This is a genomic window from Streptomyces sp. B6B3, assembly GCF_039871525.1.
Taxonomy (GTDB): domain Bacteria; phylum Actinomycetota; class Actinomycetes; order Streptomycetales; family Streptomycetaceae; genus Streptomyces.
The window spans coordinates 47,988-70,423 of record NZ_JBDPLU010000008.1 but is presented as its reverse complement, the minus strand read 5'-3'; the positions used below and the strand labels follow the sequence as shown (position 1 = coordinate 70,423).

Annotated in this window: 17 protein-coding genes and 2 tRNA genes; 9 read left to right on the top strand and 10 right to left on the bottom strand. The window is 72.2% G+C overall.

The window, feature by feature from the left end; all coding sequences use genetic code 11:
* Positions 1-2: 2 nt before the first annotated feature.
* Both ABGB06_RS18180 and ABGB06_RS18175 read right to left on the bottom strand, forming a co-directional pair.
* Positions 3-518, bottom strand: a complete 516-nt coding sequence (locus ABGB06_RS18180; RefSeq protein ID WP_347590564.1) for an NUDIX hydrolase — start codon at positions 516-518, stop codon at positions 3-5.
* Complete coding sequence (locus ABGB06_RS18175; protein ID WP_347590562.1) at positions 515-1,783, bottom strand: helix-turn-helix transcriptional regulator; 1,269 nt, start codon at positions 1,781-1,783, stop codon at positions 515-517. The genes ABGB06_RS18180 and ABGB06_RS18175 overlap by 4 nt, the downstream gene beginning before the upstream one ends.
* A 170-nt stretch (positions 1,784-1,953) precedes the next feature.
* On the opposite strand from ABGB06_RS18175, the gene ABGB06_RS18170 reads away from it, so the two are divergent.
* The 3 genes from ABGB06_RS18170 to ABGB06_RS18160 all read left to right on the top strand — a co-directional run bounded on the left by ABGB06_RS18170 (position 1,954) and on the right by ABGB06_RS18160 (position 3,599).
* The gene (locus ABGB06_RS18170; RefSeq protein ID WP_347590560.1) at positions 1,954-2,250 is read left to right on the top strand and encodes a hypothetical protein; all 297 of its coding nucleotides are present in this window, start codon (positions 1,954-1,956) and stop codon (positions 2,248-2,250) included.
* Complete coding sequence (locus ABGB06_RS18165) at positions 2,247-2,669, top strand: hypothetical protein (RefSeq protein ID WP_347590558.1); 423 nt, start codon at positions 2,247-2,249, stop codon at positions 2,667-2,669. The genes ABGB06_RS18170 and ABGB06_RS18165 overlap by 4 nt, the downstream gene beginning before the upstream one ends.
* A 780-nt stretch (positions 2,670-3,449) precedes the next feature.
* Positions 3,450-3,599 carry a hypothetical protein gene (locus ABGB06_RS18160; protein WP_347590556.1) on the top strand — a complete coding sequence of 50 codons (150 nt, stop codon included), beginning with the start codon at positions 3,450-3,452 and terminating at the stop codon, positions 3,597-3,599.
* Positions 3,600-4,011: 412 nt separating this feature from the next.
* On the opposite strand, the gene ABGB06_RS18155 is transcribed toward ABGB06_RS18160, so the two are convergent.
* Complete coding sequence (locus ABGB06_RS18155) at positions 4,012-4,977, bottom strand: GntR family transcriptional regulator (RefSeq protein WP_347590554.1); 966 nt, start codon at positions 4,975-4,977, stop codon at positions 4,012-4,014.
* A 69-nt stretch (positions 4,978-5,046) separates the two neighbouring features.
* Between ABGB06_RS18155 and ABGB06_RS18150 the strand changes: the two genes are divergently transcribed.
* From ABGB06_RS18150 to ABGB06_RS18140, 3 genes are read left to right on the top strand one after another with little or no spacing between them, the layout of a single operon-like run.
* Entirely contained in the window at positions 5,047-6,549 is a 1,503-nt protein-coding gene (locus ABGB06_RS18150) for a replication initiator (RefSeq protein WP_347590552.1), read from the top strand.
* The gene (locus ABGB06_RS18145; protein WP_347590550.1) at positions 6,546-6,749 is read left to right on the top strand and encodes a helix-turn-helix domain-containing protein; all 204 of its coding nucleotides are present in this window, start codon (positions 6,546-6,548) and stop codon (positions 6,747-6,749) included. Before ABGB06_RS18150 ends, ABGB06_RS18145 begins: the two co-directional genes overlap by 4 nt.
* A complete protein-coding gene (locus ABGB06_RS18140) occupies positions 6,749-8,038 on the top strand; it encodes a site-specific integrase (RefSeq protein WP_347590548.1) in 1,290 nt (429 codons plus the stop codon). The genes ABGB06_RS18145 and ABGB06_RS18140 overlap by 1 nt, the downstream gene beginning before the upstream one ends.
* Positions 8,039-8,126: 88 nt before the next feature.
* On the opposite strand, the gene ABGB06_RS18135 is transcribed toward ABGB06_RS18140, so the two are convergent.
* Positions 8,127-8,199: transfer RNA gene (locus tag ABGB06_RS18135), tRNA-Arg, on the bottom strand.
* 151 nt (positions 8,200-8,350) lie between these two features.
* Positions 8,351-8,443: transfer RNA gene (locus ABGB06_RS18130), tRNA-Ser, on the bottom strand.
* 255 nt (positions 8,444-8,698) lie between these two features.
* Between ABGB06_RS18130 and ABGB06_RS18125 the strand changes: the two genes are divergently transcribed.
* Together ABGB06_RS18125 and ABGB06_RS18120 are read left to right on the top strand one after the other, a co-directional pair.
* Positions 8,699-9,133, top strand: a complete 435-nt coding sequence (locus tag ABGB06_RS18125; protein ID WP_347590546.1) for an SSI family serine proteinase inhibitor — start codon at positions 8,699-8,701, stop codon at positions 9,131-9,133.
* A 124-nt stretch (positions 9,134-9,257) separates the two neighbouring features.
* Entirely contained in the window at positions 9,258-12,848 is a 3,591-nt protein-coding gene (locus ABGB06_RS18120) for a PAS domain-containing protein (protein WP_347590544.1), read from the top strand.
* A gap of 179 nt (positions 12,849-13,027) precedes the next feature.
* Here ABGB06_RS18120 and ABGB06_RS18115 read toward each other — a convergent pair whose 3' ends face one another.
* The 4 genes from ABGB06_RS18115 to ABGB06_RS18100 all read right to left on the bottom strand — a co-directional run bounded on the left by ABGB06_RS18115 (position 13,028) and on the right by ABGB06_RS18100 (position 17,817).
* Positions 13,028-13,654 carry a SigE family RNA polymerase sigma factor gene (locus tag ABGB06_RS18115; RefSeq protein WP_347590542.1) on the bottom strand — a complete coding sequence of 209 codons (627 nt, stop codon included), beginning with the start codon at positions 13,652-13,654 and terminating at the stop codon, positions 13,028-13,030.
* Positions 13,655-14,340: 686 nt separating this feature from the next.
* Positions 14,341-15,189: a hypothetical protein gene (locus ABGB06_RS18110; RefSeq protein WP_347590540.1), complete on the bottom strand. Its 849-nt coding sequence runs from the start codon at positions 15,187-15,189 to the stop codon at positions 14,341-14,343.
* On the bottom strand, positions 15,158-15,751 hold the full coding sequence (locus tag ABGB06_RS18105; protein WP_347590538.1) for a sigma-70 family RNA polymerase sigma factor: 594 nt from the start codon (positions 15,749-15,751) through the stop codon (positions 15,158-15,160). Before ABGB06_RS18105 ends, ABGB06_RS18110 begins: the two co-directional genes overlap by 32 nt.
* A 260-nt stretch (positions 15,752-16,011) precedes the next feature.
* Positions 16,012-17,817, bottom strand: a complete 1,806-nt coding sequence (locus ABGB06_RS18100; RefSeq protein WP_347590536.1) for a cholesterol oxidase substrate-binding domain-containing protein — start codon at positions 17,815-17,817, stop codon at positions 16,012-16,014.
* 162 nt (positions 17,818-17,979) lie between these two features.
* On the opposite strand from ABGB06_RS18100, the gene ABGB06_RS18095 reads away from it, so the two are divergent.
* Positions 17,980-21,417: a S8 family serine peptidase gene (locus ABGB06_RS18095; protein WP_347590534.1), complete on the top strand. Its 3,438-nt coding sequence runs from the start codon at positions 17,980-17,982 to the stop codon at positions 21,415-21,417.
* A gap of 94 nt (positions 21,418-21,511) precedes the next feature.
* Here the strand turns inward: ABGB06_RS18095 and ABGB06_RS18090 are convergent, their stop codons facing one another.
* Positions 21,512-22,294, bottom strand: coding sequence for an SDR family oxidoreductase (locus tag ABGB06_RS18090; RefSeq protein WP_347590532.1), 783 nt, complete (start codon positions 22,292-22,294; stop codon positions 21,512-21,514).
* Positions 22,295-22,436 lie beyond the last annotated feature (142 nt).

Below are 22,436 nucleotides of genomic sequence, written 5' to 3'. Positions count from 1 at the left end.
AGCTACCAGAGAGGGCGGCCGGCCTCTAGGTATCGGGGCTCACCTTCAATCAGTGCGGCGAGGGCCTGGGCGACGCGCTCACGGATGCGCGGTCGTAGGGCGGCTATCGCGTCCTCTGGCCGAAAGAACGCACACGCGGACAGCTCGTCATCGTGCGGGCTGAGTCCTGCTGCCTGGGCAGGGCTCAGCGTTCCGCCGTCGAAGATCAGGACGAATTGATCATCCCAGGGTCCGTGGGGCGGGTCCCAATCCATCAACAACAGTCCTCGAAGCTCCGGCCGGATGCCGAGTTCTTCCAGAAGCTCGCGGTGTGCTGCATCCGTCGGTGACTCGTTCGCCTCGACCATGCCGCCCGGAAGGTCCCAACCCTCTTTGTAGGTCGGATTCACGAGAAGAATCCGTCCCGACTCGTCGCGCAAGATCACGTCTGCGGCGACGCGCTTACGGGCCTGCTTGGCGTTCCCTTCGGCAAGGTACACCTCCCATTCCGCGGTGCCGGGCTGGGGCTGGCCGGTCATGGCGCGATTCCTCCACTGTGTGACGGGGTGATGCCTGCCAGCAGCAAACTCCGTTGCTGGTTGACCATGGTGAGCGAGTCGAGAAGTTCGGCTACCGACCGTTCCGCCTGGAAGGCTCTGAGAGTCTGGGCCAAGTCGTCGAGCTGGTGCGTGATGCGGAGAGATCCGAGGGTGCGGCAGGACTCCAGTAATTCGGACGCGACGGTACACGCCGCATCGAGCTCGCCCATCTCAGCACGGATAGCAGCGAGTGAGATCTGACTGAAGACGCGACTTCGCGCCCTTTCTCCGGTACGCAACGAGACTGCTCGCTCGGCTGCCTCAGCCGCTGCTGGCAGCTGCCCCAGCTCTTGCAGGCAGAGCGTTTCTTCACTTGCGAGCGATGCCGCGTCAAACTGGCTGATCCACTCGGACGCGTTACCTTCCGCCTCGCGGCCTAAGGCATCCTCGGCCGCCGCGAGAGCTTGACGGCTGGCAGATTCCTCTCCCAATCGCGCCGACGCGCGGGCCTGCATGGCGTACAGCCGCGCGCTCAGCATCGGCACGAGAGGACCTGCCTTCGCCGCGGCTCGTCCGGAGCGGGCAAGATCTATGGCGTCGCGGGGTTGCTCCGATTGCAGCGCCAAGTGGCTCAGGCTGGCGAAGACATGGGCTGTGAGCGAATGGTCCGAACCAGCGCGGGCGAGGGGCAAGGCGTGCTCGAAATGCTGCCGCGCACGGTTGTCCTGGCCCGAGTCGTGAGCCATCCACCCGGCCATTTCCGTAAGGGCGGCTGCCGCAAGGAAGGTCTCCGGTGCGCTGTTGACGCTGTCGGCGCCGAAGATTCTGGGCGCCACCTGGGAGTTGAGATAGTGCATCACCGATCCGTACAGATGGCCCCCGCCAAGCTGTCGGTCCGCCATTCGGAAAGAGTCCATGGCGGTCCTGTCGGAGCGCATGTCACGATGGACGGGTTGGGCAGGATGAGCGGGCGAGGGGACAGGGATGGTCGTCGGCTCGGCCGGGCGCCCGTCGATTTCCTCGCGCGCGTAGGCGGCTGCCTGCTCCAACTCGTTCAGCGGCACTTCGAGGGCCTGAGCGAGGGCGGGCAGCCAGGAATCCGGGATGCGTTCACCGCGCTCCCACCGTGACACCTCGTTGCGGGTGAGGGACTGCACGCCGGACAGGGCGCACAGCTTGCTCGCCACCTGTCGCTGACTCAGCCTGCTCGTCCGCCGCAGACGCGCGAGGTACGCCCCGAACCACTGGCGCCTCTCCTGGCTCATCAACTGGCCTCCTCTCCCCTTCCAGTCTGGCCCCTCCCTGGCCCCCTGTCTGGCGCCTCCCAGTGATCAACGGAGCGGCTTCGATGAAAGGCCCAACGAACGGAAACCGCGAACCCCCGCGACCGTTGCGGGGTCCGGGGGCGTGGCCAACGCTGTGAAGGAGCGCTGACATGCCGCACTGTATCGCCAAGACCCTGGGGCTACTGCTCCGGCTGCTGGACCCTCCGCGCGGCCGTCATCGGTTGCGCCGCTCCGCTGCGGTCGTCGCCAAGTTTGACCCGCCGACGCTGCTGCTGCCGCGCGGTGCGGACGAGGTGGTCCGCCCGTACGTGCTGCCCCTCGGTGAGTGGCAGGACCGCCGTGAACTGCTGACGGCTCAGAGGGAGCGTCGGCGAGCGCTGTGGCTGGCGTCCTACGGGATCGACGTGGGTCCCAGCCGGATTCACGGCGTCGAGGTGGCCCGGTGAAGGGCTCGGGGCACCTGCCGGTCGGCTCGTTGGTGAGAGACGGGGCCACGGATCGGCTGGGCGTGTACCTGGGCGAGGGTGGGCCGTTCGCGCTGCTGCGACCGGTGTGCGGGGGCGAGGAATGGACGGCGCGACCGACAGACCTGCGGCAGGCGGTCTCGGAGTACCCGCGGCCGGCGGACGTGGAGCAGTTGCGCGGCGCCTATGCACTCCACGTGGCCGAGTGTGAGACCTGCGGGCCCGACGTGGCATGTGCCATAGGGCGGGCGCTGAGCCTGGCGTGCCAGGAGGCCATGCGCCCGGACCCCTCGGCGCCGCAATCTCTCTCCGCGTCCGGGCTGCTGGTGGTCCCCTCCGGGGAACCGGTGCCGCCCTGCCCGTTCCCGTGCTCCATCTGCCAGTCCAAGGGGCGCCAGTGAACCGCGAGAAGTTGCACGAGACGTACCAGCGGCTCGGCTGGCAGATCGAGAGCGCCGCCACGGTGACCCGCCCGAGCCCGGAGGCGGCGTGGTGACGACCGTGGTGGCCGAGCGGGAGCAGCAGACCAGCGCTGAGCCACTGCCTGAGGTGACGCGCTTGAATGAGCGGCAACTACTGGGCATCGACTGCGCCCGGTGTGGGCGGCACCTGGGCATGGACGCCCGCTGCCTCGGCGATGTCGCCGACCACGGCTACTCGCTCCGCCTCTACGCCTGCGCCCCGGCCTGCCCAACCGTGCCGCTGCCGCGCCGCCGGCGGTTCCACGCCTGGCCTCCGGGCGCCCCACCCCGACCAACGCGCCCGCCCCCCTGACGGGCATCAGCCCCCTGCCGCCCGGTATTGAGCGTCTCGAAGCCCCGTTGCGCTCTCCCGGGCTCGGCAGGGTCACCCATCCGCCCCCGGCCTCCGTCGGGGACGGAGCGGCGGCGCTTCCGACCGGACCAGCCCCGAGACGGGCAGACGTGCCCGACCTGAGCCGACGGGCTCAGCTCCCGCCCCGGGCCAGCGCCGCCGAAGCAGCCCCGCCCTGCCTGCGGGATCGGAGGACATCCTTCCAACGGCAGGGCGGGGCCCCACCCGGCGGCCAACGGGATACGGCCGCAATCCACCAACCACGAGAGAGGAGACCGATGAACCGCTTGGCCAAGGGCGGCCCGAAGGACAACCCTCCGCCCAAGACAACCCGACCCACCCGCTGACCGAGAGACGAAGAGACGATCATGCCGAAGACTCGCCGCACTGACACCCATACCGGAGGGGCCACCAGCGGCTACACCGTCAAGAAGGACAAGACGGCCGTTGCTCCCGATCTCAACGGCAACCGCGCCCAGCGCCGCGCGGCCGAGAAGCAAGCACGCAAGAAGAAGTAGCCCTCATACCCGGCCCGCGCCAAGAGTGCGCGGGCGGCCGGAGAGGCTTTGGGCGGGAGCTGCCAGGGGGCGAGAGAGCAGGGGGCCATACGCTCGTGCGGCGAATCGGGCTGGCTCCTGGCCTGCCCGCTAAGGCCCGATCTGGCCCCCTGCTCTTCGAGGCTCGCCCCCTGGTGGCTGCCTAAAGCCTCGGAGGCCGTCCGCCCCAGCCATCCAACCATCGTGCGACGCTCGGCAGTTCTCGGTGTAGATCGCGGAAGTGCTCTTGGGTGTCGGCGTGTTGCCGAGCGCGGGTGGTGGGCGGCTTGCGGGCGGGACCGGCCGAAGGCCGCATGCCCGTCCCGCAAGGGCCAGCCCGCCACCCGGCGCGCCGAAGGCGCGCCCTTGATCCTGTAGAGAAACTTTGCGGAACCTACAGGCGGAGCACCGCCGCTGCGTCGCCGCCCGTGGGACGGGTGGCGGAGAGCCATTCGGCCGAGCTGGCGGCTTCGAAGCGGTCGGCGGGGGCAGTGACCATCGTGACCTCAAGGGGGCGCCCGTTCTCGTCGGTCATGGTCCGGCGGACTTCGAGCACGGCCGTTCCGGTGGGCACGTCCAGGTCGGTGACTTCGTCACCCACGGGCATCCGGGCCGTGACAGTGCTGACGAACCGCACTGGTCCTCGGTCTTCCCTCAGTTTCTCGTAGTAGCTCCGCAAGGGCTCCGGGGCGTCTTCGCCTTCGTGCTCCTCGTCGAACCCCTCGGGCGCTTCCTCGCTGGGAAGCGATGTAGACGCATGTGGATGGTCAGAATCACTCGGATCGCGGTCCCAGAGATCGTCTGGCTCCTGAGGTGACTCGGCCTCCGGATCAGACCAAACCCCCACGAGATGCGAGGGGATAACCGAAGCGAGAGCGATGGTCTGATGTGTCGTGCGGTGGCGCCAGTACTGGTAACGGCGCAGGACCCATGTGCCGGTCCGAGTGTTGAGGGCTTCGGCCTCGTCGCGCGCGGCGGTCGTGATCAGCACGGCTTTCGCCCTGTCCCCACGCCTCAAGGCGATTGCGCGTGGGTGCTCCACTCGTAGCCAACCCTGCTCGGATGGCTCGTAGGAGTCGTCCAACAGATCGACGGGATCTGGGTCGTTGAACAGAATGACTCGCCGGTCCGGGCGGGGGCGGACGAAGGTGCCCCGTCCGTGGGCGACGCTCAGCAGTCCTTCTCCCACAAGCGCGTTGATCGCCCGGCGGACGGTCGGCCTGGACACCTCATAGCGCGCGGCCAACTGGATCTCGCCCGGAAGGGCCCCACCCGGGGGGTACACCTCGTCGCCCACGTCAGACCGCAGCTGATCCGCGATAGCGCGCCACGCCGGTCCCTGGCGCTCCTCCTCGGTCATAGAACCCCGACACCTCCACAACACAAAATGAAGCCCAAGAGGTAGCACATCTTCAGCTAGCATGTCGATGTGGAGCAAGATGTCCTACATCTTGTCCTGGGAGATCGCCCCCCGGACATGACAGCGGCAGAGTGGGCGGACTTCGGCCGGTGGCTCGAACGGATCACCGCGCCGGACTACAGGAGATGGGAGACAGATGTACGAAGGATCGAGGGCTGCGCCCATCCGGTGCGGCTCGCAGGAAGCGTCCTACTCGTGGACTCCGCGACCGGCGAGATACTTCACGAGCTGACCAGCGACAAACACGCTCCCCTGATGGTCCCTTGCGGCAACCGGCGCCGCGCCTGGTGCGCGCCCTGCTCGCGCGTCTATCAGTGGGACACCTGGCACCTGGTGAAGGCGGGCTTAGCGGGCGGCAAGGGCGTACCGGCGTCCGTCTCGACGCACCCCCGGGTGCTCCTGACCCTCACCGCGCCGTCATTCGGCCCCGTTCACACGCGTTCGGCGGACGGCGCCTGTCGTCCTCGGCGCGACGGTGGCGAGTGCGAGCACGGGATTCCCTCGGCCTGCTGGATGCGACACGCGGCGGAGGATCCGCTGATCGGGGCGCCGCTGTGCGCCGCCTGCTACGACTACGCCGGTGCCGTGCTGTGGAACGCGCATGCCGGTCGGCTGTGGAGCCGCTTCACCGACGTGGTGCGCCGTCAGGAACTTCCCCGCGCGGCCGGGGTGAGCAAGGCGGAGTTCGCCCGGCTGGCGTGTCTCTCCTTCGTCAAGGTGGCGGAGTTCCAGCGGCGGGGGCTGGTCCACTTTCACGCGGTGATGCGCCTCGATCCGCCCGAGCAAGGTGGGGCGCTGCCGGACTGGGCGGATCACGAGATCATCGCCGCGTCCGCGCGTCGGGCCGCATCGCGTGCTCGGGTAGTCACGTGCCCCAGCCGGGTCGGGCAGTGGAATCTCACCTGGGGCGCTCAGGTGGACGTGCGGCCGATACCCGAGACGGGCGACGGATCCGCCGACAAGGTTGCGGCGTACATCGCCAAGTACGTCACGAAAGCGGCCGAGGAATCCGGCACGGTGGACTTCCCGCTGTATTGCAAGGGCTGCCGAGGAACAGGGCTGGCACGTGTCTGCCACCACTGCGGGGGAACGGGTCTCCGCATTCCGCTCTCCGCACTGCGCGTTTCCTCGCACGTGCGGGAGTTCATCACGACCGCATGGCGCCTCGGACGACTTCCGGAATTCCGGGACCTGAAACTGAGGCGCTGGGCACATCAACTCGGCTACGGCGGCCATTTCTCGACCAAAAGCCGCGCCTACAGCACGACCCTGACCACGCTCCGAGCTGCGCGCGCAAATTACCGAGCTGACCAACTCAGCAAGCGATTCAACACGGCTGGAAAGCTGATCGTCGATTCGGACCTGAGATTCGTCGGAACGGGATACGCGAGCAAGACCGAAGAACAGATTGCCGAAGGGATTCGAGATGCCATCGCAGAAAATCGCCGCATCGCCCGTGAAGCTCTGGCCGACCTGCGGTGGCGGGAATCCGATCACTGGGAGGTCGAATGAGTCGCTCCAATCGGGATCGCCCGGTGGTCCTGCTGACCGTGGACCAGGTGGCCGTTCGCCTCCAGGTGAGCCGCTGGACCGTCTACAACCTGATCCGTTCCCGCGAACTCGTCTCCGTGACGATCGGCCGAAGCCGACGCATAAGCGAGGACGCACTCCGCGACTACATCAATCGACTCACTGAGAGGGAGGCTTACTGATGGGGAAGAAGAACGCAAACGGAGAGGGCAGCATCTTTCAGAGGAAAGATGGACGCTGGGTAGGCGAAGCCTACGTCCTCACAACCGATGGGACCTTCAAGCGGCGCACCGTCTATGGAAAGACATGGGAGGAGACTCACGAAAAGCTGACCAAGCTCAAGGCGGATTCCAACAGTGGCGTGCCCATCGCCACGAATAAGATGACGCTCGCCGAATATCTGACCTACTGGCTGACGAACGTGGCGAACGTTAAGGTCCGGAAGACGACCTACGTCAACTACGAGTCGTTAGTTCGGAACTACATCGTTCCGGGCCTCGGAAAAAAGAAGATCGCCCGGCTCGCCGCTCGGGATATCCGGGCGTTCCTCGTCAAGACGGCCCGCACCTGCCAGTGCTGCGCTCAGGGAAAGGACAAGAACCGCCCGGAGAGAAAGCAGCGCTGCTGCGCTGTCGGCCAGTGCTGCCGGAAGTACCCGTCCGATCGGACCGTGCGCTTCCTGCTGGTGATCCTGCGGGCCGCCCTTCAGCACGCCGTGCGGGAGGACGAGTTGCCGCGCAACGTCGCCCGGAACGTCGAACTTGGCATGGGCACGAAGCGGGAGATCGAACCGCTCGCCGTGGACGAGGGGCGGCGGCTCCTGACCGCCGCTCGGGGGAACCGGCTGTGGGCGGCCTACGAGCTGGCCGTACGCATCGGGCTTCGGCGCGGTGAGCTACTGGGCCTGCGCTGGAAGGACGTGGACCTGCACGAGGGCATACTCACGGTACGGCAGGCGCTACAGCGCGTAGGCGGAGAGCTGCTGATCGTCGCTCCGAAGACGCAGCGGTCGGCGCGCCGGGTCGCTCTGCCTGCCGAGTGCGTGACAGCGCTCCGCGCGCAGCGCGCTCAGCAGCTCGCAGACAAGCGGGCCGCCGGCGAGAACTGGAAGGGCACGGGCCAGGGGCTCGTCTTCACCACGAAGAACGGGACGCCCATCGAGCCGCGCAACCTGAATCGCTCCTTCGAGGCGCTGTGTGTCCGCTCCGGGGTCCGCAGGGTCCGGTTTCATGATCTGCGTCACACCTGCGCGTCACTCCTCCACGAGCAAGGCGCCGACGCTCGGATGATCATGGAAGTGCTGGGACACAGCTCCATCCGGGTCACGATGGACATCTACACGTTCGTGCGACTCGACGCGCAGCGCTCGGCCTTCGACCGCGTGGGTGATGCCCTCAGCGCTGACAGCAACCGGCGAGACGACGGGGAGGACGACGGCGACGGCCAGGCGGGCCTGCCCGTGGCAGTCTGATCCGTCGCGGCGGTTGCTGTCACCGACCGCTGTCACCGCTCATGCGCGAGGCCCTGTCGACAAGATCGACAGGGCCTCTGACCTGGTGCGCGCTCGGAGGGATTCGAACCCCCAACCTTCTGATCCGTAGTCAGATGCTCTATCCGTTAAGCTACGAGCGCTCAGCTCGCCCGCGAGGGGTGGGCTGGAATGCGGGACCAGCGTACATGACGTCCCGGGGGCGGGCGAAATCGTTTGGTCCCACCACCGCTGACCAGCACGAAAGCCCTGGCTGATGAGCCAGGGCTGACGGCTTGACGATCTTGGTGTGAGTGGCGGAGGCTCCGGGATTTGAACCCGGGATGGGGGGTCACCCCAAACCGCATTAGCAGTGCGGCGCCATAGACCAGACTAGGCGAAGCCTCCTCGCACAGCAGCGCGAAGACCGCGTGCGAGCAAATGATGCCACAGCCCGGAGGGACGCAGCCAATCGGATTCCACTCTAAGGAGGGAAGACCGCGCCCTTGAGTTGCGCAACGAACACGGTCGGGGAGCGTTAGCAGGGAGAGCGGGCAGCCCGCCCCTCGACGCCCACCCTCTCCCGACCCTGACGGCCGGGAGGCACCCCCGTCTCCGCCGGCCCTCTCCGGCGGATCCGCACGCACCTCACGGAGTGTCCGCATGCTGCACAAGACCCTCGCCATCACCGCCCTGACCGTCGCCACCCTCGCCGGGACCGTCTCCCCGGCGACCGCCGGCGGCGGGGTCGGCGCCGACACCCTGCCGGCGTTCGCGCCCAACCGACTCGTCATCACCGTCACCGGCACGGGTGACGCCGACGGAACGTACGTGCTCGTCTGCGACCCCGACGGCGGCCGGCACCCCGAACCCGAGGCGGCCTGCGACGCAGTTCAGAACGCCCAACAGGCGCTGGCCCCGACCTCGTCCGACGCCCTGTGCACCTACCTGTACGGCGGCCCGGCCACCGCGGAGGTCGAGGGCACCTGGCAGGGCGAGCCGGTCAGCGCCCACTTCGACCGCAGCAACGGCTGCGAGATCGCCCGTTGGGACAGCCTGGTGCCCGCGCTGCCCCGAATTGGGGGTGATCAGGCCTGATCGCTCCTGAATCGCGTTCTTTCGAACGCACCGTCGCGCCCCGGAGCGCTGCCCGTAGACTCCCCCTAATGACACGCACCGGGTCGTGCGCTTGAGAACTCACGGTCAAGGGAGGAACGACGTCGTGAGCAGCAGGCCAGCGAGGGGCGCTGCTCGCCTCGCCGCGATACTCGACGCGCTGCCCGACGCCCTGTTGCTGGTCAACGGCAACGGCACCGTCGTGAACGCCAACGCCATCGCCGTGGAGACCCTGGAGGCTCCGGGCGCGCCCCTGGTCGGCCGGGGCCTCCTCGACATCATTCCCGACTTCGATCCCCGCCGAATCCCGGGCTCCATGCGCCGCCCCGAGGAGGATCCGACCGTCCGCACCCGGCCGACCCGGATGGTCGCGCGGCGCACGGACGGCGCGGAGCTCCAGGTGGAGGTGACGAGCGCCGGGCTCAACGCGGGTCACACGCCCTACGCGTACGCCTCGGCCATCGAGGCGGCGTTCGCCGACGACTACTCCGGCGAGGAACTGCTCATGCTCGTCGTCCGTGACCTCTCCGGCACCCTCGACACCGAGGCCGAACTGGTGCGCCAGCAGCGGCAGACCGAGATGATCCTGCGCGCCGCGTCCGAGGGCGTGGTCGGCGTGGACACCGCCGGCCGCATCGTGCTGGTCAACCCGGCCGCGGCGCAGATTCTCGGGCACCGCGCCAGCCAGCTCGGTGGCCAGGAACTGCACCCCCTGATCCAGCACTCGCGCGCCGACGGCAGCCCGCTGGCGTTCGAGGAGACCCCGCTGCACGACACCCTCACCTCGGGCCGGAAGCACCGGGTGCGCGGCCAGGTGCTGTGGACCAAGGACGGCCGGGCCGTGCCGGTCGACATCACCACCGCCCCGGTGCGGGACGGCGACCAACTGGTCGGCGCGGTGCTGACGTTCACCGACCGCCGGGCCTTCGACGCGCTGGCCGCCCGCCACTCCCAGCTGTTGTCGGTCCTCGGCGACAGCCTGCGCGGGCCGTTGGAGCAGCTGCGCGCCGAGCTGTCCACGCTGGCCGCCGATCCGGCGGGGCAGTTGTGGCCGGAGGCGAACCAGGTGTTGCACCATCTGGCCGCCGGATACACCCGGATGACCACCCTGGTGGACAACGTGCTGAGCTTCCAGCGGCTGGACGAGGGCCGGGAGAAGCTCGACCGCCGCCTGGTCGCGCTGGACGAGGTGGTCGCCGCGGGCGTGGAGGGCGCGACGGAGCTGATCGGCCCGGGGCGCGCCCAGTTCGCGGTGCACGCCCCGCCGATCGAGGCGGAGGTGGACCCGGAGCGGCTGGCGCAGGCGCTGGCCCATCTGGTGGCGGACGTCGCGGGGGTGGACGCCACCGGGCAGCAGGTGATGACCGGGGGCGCGCTGGCCGGCGACTCCACGATCGTGGTGGCCGCGGCGCAGCGCGGAGACGTGGTGCGGATCGAGGTGCGCGGCCCCTATCCGGGCGGCGATCCCGTGCACGGCCCGATCGTGCAGGGCATCGTGCGGCAGCACGGCGGCGTGCTGCAGACGCACGAGGTGCCCGGCCAGGGCGGCGCCGGCTCGTCCGCGTACGTGCTGGAGGTGCCGGTCGCCGCCGGCGCGACTCCCCGGCCCTCGGGCGCGGGGAAGGCGCGCGACGCCACCGGCGACACGACCGTGATGCCGATGCCGACCGAACCGGCGCGCGGCACCGAGGGCGGAGCCGCGGTGGCCCTGGCCCGTCGCGAGCCGGGCGCGATAGAGCCGGCCCAACGCGCCCCGTCCGGGCGCCGGCGCAGGCAGGGCGCCACGCCCGCCGAGCCGCACGCGCACGCCCCGGAGGCCGGGGCCGAGGCCGAGAACGGCACGGCCGGTGGATCCGGTGGATCCGGTGGGAACGGGCGACGCCGCCGGGCGCTCACCCCGGCGCAGGCCCAACTGCCCGCGCAGGCGGCCAGGAACGCGGCACCCGTGGGGTCGCCGCCCGGGCCTTCCGGGCCCGGGGGCACGGCGCCCGAGGACACGGTCCCGGAGTCCACGGCCGGCGGCCAGGCGGCGCCCGAGCAGCCGACCGGACGGCGCCGCCGGCGCACCGGGGGTACCTCCCAGGGGTCCCAGGGACTGGCGGCCGAGCCCGGGCAGCCACTCGTCCAGGAGCAGGCCCAGGAGCAGGCGCAGGGGCGCATCGCCATCGGGCCCGTGCAGCAGCACGGCCCGTACGGCCCGGAGGGTCCCGGCGACGCCCAGCAGGCGCCGCACCAGCCAGCCCCGCAGTCACATCCGCAGGCCCCGCGGCAGCAGCCCGCCGGGCCGACCGGCGCCGCGGCGCTGGAGCCGGCCGTGGCCCAGCCCGTCCCCACGGGCCCGCACGGCGCCCCCGGCACCCCCGCCCCCGGTGCGGAGGGCATGGGGCAGGCGCAGCAGATGGATCCGGACGCCGAGGAGCCGCAGCCCGTGGAGCACACGGTGGTGGCGCGCAGCCCGATCCTGGACGGCAGCGCTCCGCGCACCGCGCCCGTTCGCCAGCCGCGCGCGCTGCCGATGCCGGGCAGCGAGCGGGCCAATCCGGACCCGCGGTCGTTGCCGGGGGTGAGCGTGCAGACCCTGGGCCAGGGCGTGTCGGTGGCCCGCCCGGGCGACCGCCGGGGCCAGCAGCCCGCGCCGCAGCAGCGCACCGCGCCCCCGCAGGGCCCCGGCGCCCCCCAGTCCCGTGGCGGGGGCTCGTCCGGGCCCGCGGCCACGCCGGCCAGGCGCCGCAAGCTCGCCGCGCCGCCCGCCGAGGATCCCAGGACGGCGTCCGCGGCGCCGGCCCTGCCGGCCGCCACGGGCCGCGAGTTCGCGATCGGCGCGCCGGCCGCCGACGCCGCCGAGGGCCCCGAGCCGCTGGACGGGCCGAACGGCGCCGTGGAGATCACCGAGGCCCAGGGCGCCAGGGCGGGCCAGGGCGAGCAGAGCGGCGGCCGCGGCCTGCGGCTGCCGGGCCCGGCGGACGACGAGCTGCCGCCCGAGCCGCTCGACAACCCGCGACGGCTGCTGGTGTGGCCGGAGCCCGACGTCTCCACCCAGCAGGCGCTCACCGACCGCGGATACCGGCCGGTCATCGTGCACTCGCGCGAGGAGGTGGACGCGCAGATCGCGGCCTACCCCGCGGCGCTGTTCGTGGACCCGCTGACCGGCCCGATCACCCGCACCGCGCTGCAGTCGCTGCGCACCGCGGCGGTGGCGGCCGAGGTGCCGGTGCTGGTGACGGCCGGCCTCGGCCAGGCGAGCCGGGAGGCGGCGTACGGCGCCGATCCGGCGGTGCTGCTGAAGGCGCTCGCGCCGCGGGACAGCGAGCAGCACCCGCCGCGGGTGCTGCTGGTCGAGGAGAACCAGGCGATCGCCAACGCGCTGTCGGCGTCGCTGGAGCGGCGCGGCATGCACGCGGCGTACGCGCCCTCCGACGCCCAGGCGATGGAGGTGGCGCAGCAGATCCGGCCCAACCTGGTGGTGATGGATCTCAACCAGGTCAGGCGCCGGCGCGCCGGGATCATCGACTGGCTGCGGGTGAACGGGCTGCTGGCCCGGACGCCGTTCGTGGTCTACACGGCGGCGGAGATGGATCCGGGGCAGCTGCCGCTGCTGGCGTCGGGGGAGACGGTGCTGTTCCTGGCGGAGCGGTCCACCAACCCCGAGGTGCAGGCGCGCATCGTGGATCTGCTGACCAAGATCGGCGCCCACTGAGGCCGCCGACCGGCGCGGCGCCGGAGGCGCGGACTCACGGGCACGGACTCACGGGCACGGACTCACGGGCACGGGCTCACGGGCTCACGGGCGCGGACTCACGGGCACGGGCCTGGGGGCGTCTCGGGGTGCCGTGACTCAGGGTCCCGTGACTCAGGGTGCCGTCGGGAGGTGCCGGATCAGGCGGCCATCGCCTGTTCGGCCTGGGCCAGCCGGGGCCGCGCCAGGTCGACCAGTTCGATGTCCTCCCGCAGCTTGGCCAGCGCGCGGGAGACCGCGCTCTTGACCGTGCCCACCGAGACGCCGAGCACCTCGGCCGTGGACGCCTCGCTCAGGTCCTCGTAGTACCGGAGGACGACCATCGCCCGCTGCCGCGCCGGCAGCTTCAGCACCGCGCGCCACATCGCGTCCCGCACGGCCTGCTGCTCCGCGGCGTCCGGTTCGGGCACCGGCTCGGGCTCGGGCAGCTCGTCCACGGCGTACTCGTCCACGCGGCGCTTGCGCCAGAGCGAGGTGCGGGTGTTGAGCAGCGCGCGCCGGACGTAGCCGTCCAGGGCGCGGTGGTCCTCTATCCGCTCCCAGGCCAGGTAGGTCTTGGCGAGCGCGGTCTGCAGCAGGTCCTCGGCGTCGCTGGGGTTGGCGGTCAGCGAGCGGGCCGTGCGCAGGAGCACCGGGCCACGCTCGCGGACGTACGTCGTGAAGGTCGGCGGCTGGGCGGGCGGGGCCGTCTCCGTGGCCTTCGCCGACCTCCGTGGCCGCACCGCCTTCGCGGCCTCGGCCGTCTGGGCTGTAGTGGGCGTGGTCATGCCTATCAAACTAGGAGGCATCACCCCCCGCGCGGATCGCCCAGAGGTCGCGATGGCATCTCCGCCCCAGGGTGTAGAGGTGGTGCTGGCGCCACCTCCCAGGGGTGGAGGCCCGCTACTCCCAACGTCAGGGGCCCTCAGGGATTCACCTGATGATCGACAACGCGCCGGGGGCGGACGCGACCGCGCGGCCGCACCCGAAGGCGCGACCGCGCGCTGCCGGCCGGTCCGCGTCGGGGCGATGACCCACCCCGGACGTCATCGCCCCCGGCCGGGTCCCCCCGAGGGTGCCTCGGGGGCTGGCGGACCGACGGACGGTGCGGTGACGAGAAGCTGCTGAAGAACAGGGCGACGTCGGTGCCGAGATGGCTGGGGGCGGTGTGGCCCGAGTCGTTCACGTCTGGAGGCCGTTCTCGTTACTGCCTCCGGGCTCCGTTGGCCGAGCGCCAGGGGCAGGGCGGCCACGGCGGAGAGGACTCGGGCGGTACGGGTGCTGGCCATGACGGTTCCTCCGTACGCAGCGGTGATCGGTGGGCGGGGCGGCCGGGCCGGTCGGCCGACCGCCCGGTGGTGCGTGACGTCGCGCCGGAGAACTGCCCCTCCGAATCCCCCACAAGCGGCTGGGGGCGCCGATTAGCTCGCACGAATGAAGCGGCGCCGACAAACGCGTTCCGCTCCGGAAGGGCTCAGACGGTGGCGGTCAGCTCCTCGATGCGCTGCGCGAAGTCCGCCACCGGCAGCGGCAACTCGATCTCGTCGACGAAGTGCACGGCGCCTGGCACGTAGTGCAGGACCGCGGTGGCGGTCGCCGTGAGGTACTCCCCGCCGTCCCCGCGCAGCCCGGTCAGCACCCGGAGCACCAGCGCCGGGTTGCTGCCGTCCTCCGTCGCCCCCTGCGCCCCGTGCGCTCCGCACCGCCAGGGCTCGTCCGGTCCCCCGAGCCCCGTGAGCCCTGTGTCCCCCGCGTTCCCCGTGCTCCCCGTGGCCCTCCCGACCGCGGCCGGCGGCGGTCCCGGATCGACCTGCCGGCGCCACAGCTCGGCCTCCCACGCCTCGCCGAGCGTCAGATGGTGCAGGTACAGGCAGTAGGCCGCCGCCGTGTCACCGGCGCCGGCGGCGAACTGCCACCAGAAGCGGGCGCTGTCCTCCCGGCCCGCCAGCTGCAGCACACAGCCCAGCACCCGGGCGCCGTCCGGCTGCGGGATCCGCCGCCCGAGGAAGGCCGCCATGTGCTGGAGCGCGCCGTCCCGCTCGACCACGGTCCGGCAGAGCATCGCCAGGTACGCCGCCTCGGTGAACCGCTCGGGCTCCCCGGCCGACCGCGCCGCCCGCCGCGCCGCGCGGCGCATCTCGTCGCCGATCCCGTCGCGGATCTCGTCGTCCAGGCACAGCGCGCGGTACAGCATGCGGTTGCTGACGCGGGCCGCGATCCGGCTCTCGGCGGCCTCGAGTTCCTGCTCGGAGTACGGCCGGGACTGCAGCACCGCGCGCGACAGCGCGCGGTCAACGGTCCGCTCCTCCGGTTCCCCCGTCACCGCGTCCTCCTCTCTCCAGGCTCTCCAGCCCGAGCGCTTCCTTCAGCCGGTGCCGGGCGTACCGGGCCGTGGACCGCACGCCGGGCACGCTGATGCCCAGGATGTCCGCGGTCTCGACGGTGCTGTAGCCGATGCAGTAGCGCAGCACGATGACGTCGTGCTGCCGTTCGGGAAGCTCGCGGATGGCCTGGTAGATACACAGGCTCTCCTCCAGCTCGCCGATGGGGTCGACGGCGGTGTGCAGGGCGTGCGTCTCGAAGACCGCGGTGTCCGTCACCACGGGCCGCCGCCCGCGGGCCCGGGCGGCGTCGATGGTGCGGTGCTTGAGTATGGTCCAGGCGTATCCGGCGGGGCTGTCCAGCCGCAGCACCTGGCGCCAGTCGGCGGCCAGTTGCTCGAAGGCGCGGTCCACCGCCTCCTCGGCGTCGGCCCGGGCCCCGAGGTAGAGCTCGGCCCAGCGGACGTAGGCGGGCCGGTACAGCTGGTGGAAGGCCCGGAAGTCCGCGGGGAGCGGGGACAGGGGGGCGACACCCGTTCGTCGTGCGGACGATGCCTCAGTCATCGGCGCCCTCCCGGCACGCGGCACCGCGGCGGGCGGGACCGGCCGCGGCCGAGCCGAGCGCGGCCCCGTCCGGGTCTCCAACGAGTGGTGGGTTCACGGACCTTCGGGTCCTCTCCTGTCGTGGTCGAGGAGCCGGCCAGCGGCCCCCCGGAAGACACGGCGATGCGCCTTCTGCTCGTAACAGCGCTCAGCGGGCACCGATCGTGCATCCCTAAGACAAGAAAACTTACGGAGCGAAGCTTGTCAGTTACACAAAAAGATCACTCCGGGCGCGGAAGCAGCCCGTCCAGGAAGGGGTTGCCGAACACCCGGTGCGGGTCGAGGCGGTCCAGAACGGCGATCGCGTGCTCCCACTCGCCGCCGCCGAACGAGGCGGGGATGTCCGTGCCGAGCACGTCGGGGTCGGTCCACGCCGCCGTGTCCGTGTATCCCCAACCCTTGGACCACTCCACCCGGGTGAGCGCGTACCCGCCGTCGAAGGTGCGCAGGCAGAAGTGCTCCAGCTCGCGGTAGAACTCCGGCGCGCCGGGCGTGCCGGGCAGCGTGAGGACGTTCAGCCACACCGCGCAGTCCCATTCGGGATGGTCGGGGTGCGGGCGGAGGGCGGAGAGCAGCGGCGGCCGGGCGTCGGGGGCGACCACCTCGGCGGGACGGTCGAGGCCACTGACCCGGATCTCCACCTGGCCGTTCATGGGGAAACGACCGGCCGCGGCCCAGGCGTCGAGGCGCTCCCGGTAGTGCCCGGTGAAGGCGGAGACGACCCGTTGGACGTCGGCCCGCCGGGTGAGCACCGCGTAGCCGTTGGCGGTCTCGCGCAGCGTGGTGGGCCGCAGGTAGAAGGTCAGGCAGTGGGACGGACCCCAGAGGTCCGCGGAGGCGGTCAGCGTCAGCCCGGTCGCGGCGGCCGTGTACTGGACCGCGCCGAGTTCGGGCGCGAGGTACCAGGCGCCCTCGGCCGTGATCCGGCCGACGAGTTCGGCGACGGGCGTCGGCAGCGTGTCGCTGAACGGGTAGTTGTACGGGCCCGTGACCTCCCGCGAGGTGGCCGGGCGGTCGGGGCTGAGTCCCCACAGCTTCAGCCAGGGGCGGTCGGTGAAGGCGAACCAGATCGCCTCCGCCCGCCCCCACTCGTTCACCAGGTCGCCGAAGGTGCGCCCAGCCGCCGCGGCCCGGCTGCCCGGCGCGGCGAACAGCTCGTCGGCGGTGAGGTCGACCCGGCTGACGCAGCGCAGCGGGGCCTCCTCGCCGACCTGCAGCACCGCCTCGACGATCAGCCCGCGCCCGAGATGGGTGGCGAGCGCGGCGCACGCGTCGCTCCCGGCGCCGCGGTCGAGGGTGGTGAGGACGTACGCGCCGCGGGCGGGGTCCCAGACGACGGCGGTGAGGGACAGCACCAGATTGCTGAGCGAGCCGTAGCCGTGGCCGGGGCGGGCGGGCTCGCCCACGACGGGAACGGCGGTGCCGTGCGCGTCGATGGCCAGCGCGCCGCCCAGGGTGAGCTCGCCGGTGGCCGGCGTGCTGGTCACTCCGAGGCCGCGGTCGGCCAGCCAGGCCATGAGGTCCACCAGCAGCACGCCGGCCTGCGCCCGCACCGCGCCGGGGGCGCCGGCCGGCGGTTCCGCCGGCTCCACCCGGGCGAGGTGCGCGGTGGTGTCCAGCAGCAACACGCGGGCGTCGGGGGCGGTGTCCGGCGTGATGGTGAGCGGGCTCCAGGTGTGTGCCATGCCCCGGGCCCGCAGCCGCCAGCCCGCGGCGTGCGCCCAGGTGGCGAGGTCGGCCACGTCCTGGCCGGTGCGGGGCGCGCAGGCCCACAGGCCCTCGTGGACGATCTCGCCCGCCCAGTTCCGGTAGGGCGAGCGGTACGGCACCAGCCCGCCCGGCAGTTCGGGCGGCGCGGAGGCCGCGGGGGTCGGCGAGCCGGTGGCGGCCTCGGCCGCGCCGCGCGCTCCGGTCAGGCCGAGCGTCCCGGCGGCGGCGGCCGCGGCAGCGCCACGCAGGACACCGCGCCGATGGGGGCGCCCCCGGCCTCCCAGGCCGGGGGAAGGTAAGTCCGGCGTCCGTGCCATACCGGCCACTATAGGGCGGGGCTCGGACGCCGCCAGGGGGCACGAGCGCGCGCCACGGGCGTTCCTGGAGTGCCGAGTTGGCCGAAAATCGACCAACGGAACGGCCGGAACCAGGGGTCTGTCGGGTGCGGGGCCGACGAGCCCCAATCCCAGGGAGATTCGATGCACAACAGGAAGAAACGGGCGCCCGTCGCGGCCTCGTTGGTCGTGGCGGGCGCCGTGGCGGCGGGGGTGGCGCTGCTGCCGCCCGTCGCCGGCGCGGTGGACCCGGCCGGCGGCGCCGCACCGGACGTCGCGGGCACGGTGACGCTGGTCACCGGCGACCAGGTGCTGCTGGACGCCGGGGACGGGTTCGTCGGGGTGCGGCGGGCCGAGGGTCGGGAGCAGGTGCCGTTCTCGGTGCGGGAGAGCGACGGCGGGCTGCTGGTGATGCCGCTGGACGCGGCGCCACTGGTCCGTCAGGGCGTGCTGGACCAGCGGCTGTTCGACGTGACCGAGCTGAGCCGGCCGGCGTACGACCGTCTCGCCGGCGGGGACGTGCCGGTCATCGTGCGCTACGCGGACGGCGCGGGCGGCGCGGGCGGCGACTCCGGGGGCGCGGCCGCGGCCGAACTGCGTCGGACGACGGGCGCCGAGGACACCACCCGGCTGGAGAGCATCGACGGCGAGGCCTTCACGCTCTCGGCGGAGGACGCCGCGCGGGTCTGGCAGGCGCTGACCGACGGGGCCGACGGGACCCAGCGGGACGGCGCGGCCGGCAGCGCGCTGGCGGCCGGCGTCTCGGCGATCGCGCTGGACGCGGTCGTCGAGGCCAGCCTGGACGTGAGCGTGCCGCAGATCGGCGCGCCCGCGGCCTGGGACGCCGGGTTCGACGGCGCGGGCATCGACATCGCCGTGCTGGACACCGGAATCGACACCAGCCACCCGGATCTCGCGGGCGGAAAGGTGATCGCCGAGCGGGACTTCAGCGGCTCCGGGCACACCGGGGACGTGGACGGCCACGGCACGCACGTCGCCTCCACCGCCGCCGGCACCGGGGCGATGTCCGACGGGCGCTACACCGGGGTCGCCCCGGGGGCCGAACTGATCAACGCGAAGGTGCTCGGCGACGAGGGCCAGGGCACGACCTCGGCGGCGATCGAGGGCGCGGAATGGGCCGTCGCGCAGGGCGCCGACGTCGTCAACATGAGCTTCGGCATACCCGACTCGGCCGGCGTCGATCCGCTGGAGGAGGCGGTCAACCAGCTGTCCGCGGAGAGCGACACCCTGTTCGTGGCGGCGGCCGGGAACGACGGGCCAGGCGCCGGGACGCTGGGCAGCCCGGCCAGCGCCGACGCCGCGCTGGCGGTCGGCGCGGTGGACGACGCGGACGTGCTCGCCGACTTCTCCTCGCGCGGCCCGCGCGCCGGGGACGGCGCGCTCAAGCCCGATCTGACGGCGCCGGGCGTGGGGATCGGGGCGGCCGTGGTGGAGGGCAGCCGGGTGTCCCAGGAGGGCGAGCCGGTGGCCGAGGGGTACGCCGCGATCTCCGGCACCTCCATGGCGTCCCCGCACGCGACGGGCGCGGCGGCGCTGCTGGCGCAGGCGCATCCGGACTGGACGGGGGAGCGGTTGAAGGCCGCCCTGGTCGGCTCCGCCGCGGAGCTCGCCGCCCCCGTGCCGGCTTTCGCCCAGGGTTCGGGTCGGGTGGACGTGGCGGCGGCGCTCGGGCAGGGTGTCGTGGCCGAGCCGACGTCGTTGAGCTTCGGCACCGCGGCCTGGCCGCACGAGGACGACGAGCCGGTGAGCCGGGAGCTGACCTACCGGAACCTGGGCGACGCCGACCTCACCCTGGACGTGACGCTGGAGGGCGTGGACCCGGCTGGAAACCCCGCTCCCGAGGGGATGTTCTCGGCCAGTGCCGACCAGGTCACGGTGCCGGCCGGCGGCACGGCCGCCGTCACCGTCACCGCGGACACGACGCTGGGCGGCGACGTCACCGGCGCGTTCAGCGTCGCCGTGACCGCCGAGGGGGACGGGCAACGGGTCCGCACCGCCGGTGCGGTGGAGCGCGAGGAGGAGGTGTACGACCTCACCATCGAGGCGATCGGCCGCGACGGCGCGCCCCGCCCGGACGGTGAGTGGGGGTACTCCCTGGAGGGCACCGACGGCACCCTCGTTGCCGCCTCGGAGGCCCGCACCTCGGAGGCGCGATCGGCCGAGGACGGGTCGGTGACGCTGCGGGTGCCGCCCGGCGAGTACTTCGCGGTGCTGGACGCCCTGACCTTCGACGCGGACGGGTTCCCGACCGCGGGCGAGCGGTTCGTTCAGCCGCTGGTGGAGATCACCGGGGACACGGTGATCACCTTCGACGCGCGCCAGGGCGAGGGCCTCGACCTGAGCGTCTTCGACGAGACCGCCGAGCAGACGGACATCATCCTGGGCCACGACCGCGCCGGCGCGGTCAACGAGTACCTCGTGCTGCCGCCCGAACTGGAGGCCGACTTCCGCACCCGGCACCTCGGACCGGAGCTGGCGGCCGAGGAGTTCTCCTCGTTCGTCGCCACCGGCTGGCAGGCCGAGGGTGCCCGGTACCACGCCTCCTATCCGCGCGACGGCAGCTACGTCACCGGGCTGACGGAGAGCCTGGCGGCGGACGAGGTCGCCGAGCTGGCCGTCCACCAGGGCAGCACCGGGGTGGACAGGTCCGGCAGCGTCGTGGTCTACCCGGAGGACTCCCCGGCCACCGGGCTGCGGGACTTCCTGTCGTTCGAGGAGCCGCTGCCCCGGGAGACCACCGAGTACGTCAGGGCCGAAAGCGGCGAGTGGGTGGTCGCGGGCCTGCAGTACAGCCCGGACCTCAGCACCCTGGAGTCGGACTACCAGACCCCGTCGCGCACGTACGCCGCCGGCGAGACGTACGACCTGACGGTGAACGTCGGCGTCATCGGCCCCGACCTGAGCCAGGGCCGCGGCCTGACCCGGAGCGGCGACCTGCTCTTCGCCGACCTCGGGCCGTTCACCGACGGCCAGGGGAACTCCCTGATCAACGGCCCGGGCAACGCGCTGTCCCTCACGCTCTACCGGAACGGCGAGGAGTTCCTCACCGAGGCCGACGCGCGCCACTGTGCGGGCTTCGACCTGCCGCCGATCGAGCTGAACGTGCCCGACTGCGTCCGGTTCGAACTGCCGCCCGAGGAGGCGGACTACGAGCTGGTCACCACCATCAGCCGGGGCGGGTACACCGACATCAGCACCGAGGTCACCACGGCCGTCACCTTCGCGTCGGGGCACGTCGCGGAGGACGTCGAGACCCCGCTGCCCGCCTCCGTGGTGCGGTTCGCGCCGGAGCTCGACCTGGCGAACACCGCGCCGGCCGGGGAGCGGATCCGGATCCCGGTCACCGTGCAGGGCTCGGCGGCCGGCGACCAGCGGGGCGCGCTGTCGGTCGAGGTGTCGCTGGACGGCGGCGAGACGTGGCGGGACGCGCCGGTGCGGAAGGGCGCGATCCGGGTGACGAACCCGGCGGCCGGCAGCTCGGTGTCGCTCCGGGCCGAGGTCGCGGACCTGGCGGGCAACACGACGGTGCAGACCATCATGGACGCCTACCGGACCCGTTGACGCGGCAGCGCTTGCCGCGCCGTGCCCGTGCCGAGGGGGTGCCGCCCAGCTGGGCGGCACCCCCTCGGTCTCTCCGGCCCTCTCTCCGGCCCGGCTACGGCGCCCTGTTGATGCCGCCGTCCACGTGGTAGTCGGCACCGTTGGTGCTGCCGGCCCGCGGCGACGCCAGGAAGACGATGGCGGCGGCGACCTCCTCCGGCTCGATGACCCGGCCGGTGGTGAAGCCCAGTTCGGCCAGCACCTGCCGGGCGAGCGTCTCCTGGTCCACGCCCCGGGCGGCGGCCAGCCGGGCGCCCGCCTCGCTCTCGCCGATCCACAGCCCGGTCCGGGTCGGCCCCGGCGAGACCGTGTTCACCCGCACCCCGTGCCGGCCCTGCTCCTGGGCCAGCGCCGTGCCGAACGCGGTGAGCGCGGCCTTCGCCGTGGTGTAGGGCATGGGTCCCTGCCCCGGCATCCGGGCGCCGATCGAGGAGACGTTGACGACCGCCCCGCGGGTGCGGTGCAGTCCGGGCAGCGCGCGGCGGATCACCCGCACCGCGGCGAGGAAGTTGAGCTGCCAGACGGCGTGCCACTTCTCGTCGTCGAAGTCGGCGAAGCCGCCCGCCATGTCGCCCACCGCGCCGCCCACGTTGTTGACCAGGACGTCCAGGTCGCCCACGGCGTCCTGGGCGCCGTCCACCGCGGTGTGCGCGCCCTCCGCGGTGGACAGGTCCGCGTGCACCACGGTGACGCCGGTCGCGGCCAGTTCCTTGGTGGTGGTGCGGGCCACGGCCACGACCCTGGCGCCCTCCGCGGTCAGCGCCTTCACGGTCGCCAGCCCGATGCCTCTGCTCGCGCCGGTGACGAGCGCCGCCTTGTCGCGAAGGTCGAGATCCATGCCGCGTTCCTTCCGGTTGGTCAGGTGGTTGGGTGCTCAGGTGGTGGGGTGGCTCAGGTGGTTGGGTGCTCAGGTGGTTGGGTGCTCAGGTGGTTGGGTGCTCAGGTGGTGGGGTGGTTGGGTGCTCAGGTGGTTGGGTGGT